The following is a 1,982-nucleotide window of genomic DNA, read 5'->3' as shown; positions in this document are numbered from 1 at the left end:
CCCTAGAACGTTGCAAGCAAATGTGTGATCAAGACAGGGCAATCAGAGCCACCACAATAACGGCTTGATTGCCGATGCGAAGCCATGGTCGTGGAGGGTAAGGCCAACGAAAGCTCATTGGTTGATGCAGCCGCAGTATACAGTACAGGAGACGCAAATTTCCACTCAGCGACGCAGCCGCAATAAGGTCATGTGCAAAGCTACCGTTAAGAACGGACCGCGTAGCTGTGTCTAGCTGGCTGCATTCGGCTCGCCATGTCACGATAGCTCGTAACTGATGAGTACATTGGAGTTCAACCACTGTCCGACAGCGTCTGCACGATGTGACTCTGGACACGGAGTACCTAATGAGCATTACAGACCGTCGATCCAACCTGCTGGACGCTGATGTCGTGTGCGCCGCGCTAAAGCTAAGTACGCTGAGAGGCCGCGTGCCGGCGTGGCATTTATTTGTAGTAACTTAGACTTGACCCGACAAGAGGCGTCAGCTGGGTTAGGTTTTCTTTGGCATTATCGGCTGCGGTTTCAGCCGGTCGTGAGCGGAAAGGCGTCATTACATCCATGTCCAGCTGCGCGAGGAAGAAACTTAACGCTCGAGCAGGTGGAAGTGGTACAACTGTCCTTGTTCGAAGAGTTTCCCGACGACGCATTCCCGGCATTTAGGCCACGAGTCGATCGCTATCGATTCCAGCGTGTCCACTTGAACCCGAGTAGACTAATTGTGGCCGCCGCCACGATGCTGACCGCCACCAGTATGAAAGCAGTGTCCAGGCTCACGTAATGTTGCTGCACCAACACCATCGCCGCCAGCGCAAACGAGCAGCGTACTACGCTGGCGATCATCGGCCAGAGAATGCGTCGCGCGCCTTGTCCCGCAAAGTACAGCTCGAAAATTACACCCAGCCCCGCGTAGAAAGGGGCGACCACGTGCGGGTACTGTGCACCGACCGCGATCGCGGCGCTATCGCTGGTGAACAGGCCTAGCCATAGTTGCGGGAACAGCGAGGCCAGCAGCCCAACCGTGCCAACCACGCCCGCAACAAACAGCACGTTGATGATCGCAATCCGACGGGCACGTTCCACGTTGCCGGCGCCCAGGTTGGTGCCCACCAGCGTGATTGCGGCAGTACCAAAGCCGAACATCACCGGTATCAACAGCATGTCGAGGCGGGAGGCTATGCCGTAGCCGGCGACGGCGGCTAGGCTGACAGCACCGGCTGCGGCAGTCAGCGCGGTGATTGCCGCGGCGGACATGACAGCGTTAATCGCCGACAGCACGCCAATGCCGAGAATCGCACGGAAATGCTTGCGCTGCAGTGAATGGCGGCACAAGCGTAGCGTGGTAGAAGGCGAGCGCATGTACCGCACCACCACGCTCAGCGCGGCGATATTGCATAACACCTGGGCGACGCCAGCGCCCGCCACACCCATGTGCGGTGCACCAAGCCAGCCGTTAATCAGCACTGGTGACAATACCAGTCCCCCCATCGCGCCGCCGAGGATAATCTTGGCAGGCACCTTGACGTTACCGGTTCCGCGCAAGGCGGCCAGCAGCAACAACAATATCCAAAACGGGATTGCACCGCCGAACAGGATGTTCGAGTACAGCACCGCCTGCTTCAGTGCTGCGCCGCTGCCGCCAAGGCTGCGGTACAACGCCGGGCCGGCCAGGATCAGCAGTAGCGAGAACAGCCCGCCCGCCGCGATCCCGATGACCAGCGCGTGCCACGCCAGGCTTTCCGCCTCGTCCTGTCGGCGGGCGCCGCCGGCGCGAGCGATCGCTGACGACACTCCGCCGCCGATGCCTGCGCTTGCCATCGTGGTCATCAGCACCATCACAGGAACGACTAGCGATGCGGCCGCGATCGCTTGCAAGCCCAGCGAGCTGACAAAATAGGTCTCGGCGACACCAACCAGTGTCGTTATAAACATGACGGCGACGGTCGGCAAGGCAAGACGAATCAAAAGGGACAACACCGGAC

1 protein-coding gene is annotated in these 1,982 nt (G+C 59.6%); it reads right to left on the bottom strand.

All coding sequences use genetic code 11. The features are described from left to right. Window positions 1–678: 678 nt before the first annotated feature. On the bottom strand, window positions 679–1,982 hold a 1,304-nt coding region (locus AB4Z11_RS30385), incomplete at its 5' end, for an MATE family efflux transporter (protein WP_442029711.1).

The organism is Pseudoduganella sp. RAF53_2 (genome assembly GCF_052113985.1).
GTDB lineage: Bacteria > Pseudomonadota > Gammaproteobacteria > Burkholderiales > Burkholderiaceae_D > Rugamonas.
The sequence above is the reverse complement of the archived record's forward strand: the minus strand, read 5'-3'. Positions and strand labels throughout refer to the sequence as shown.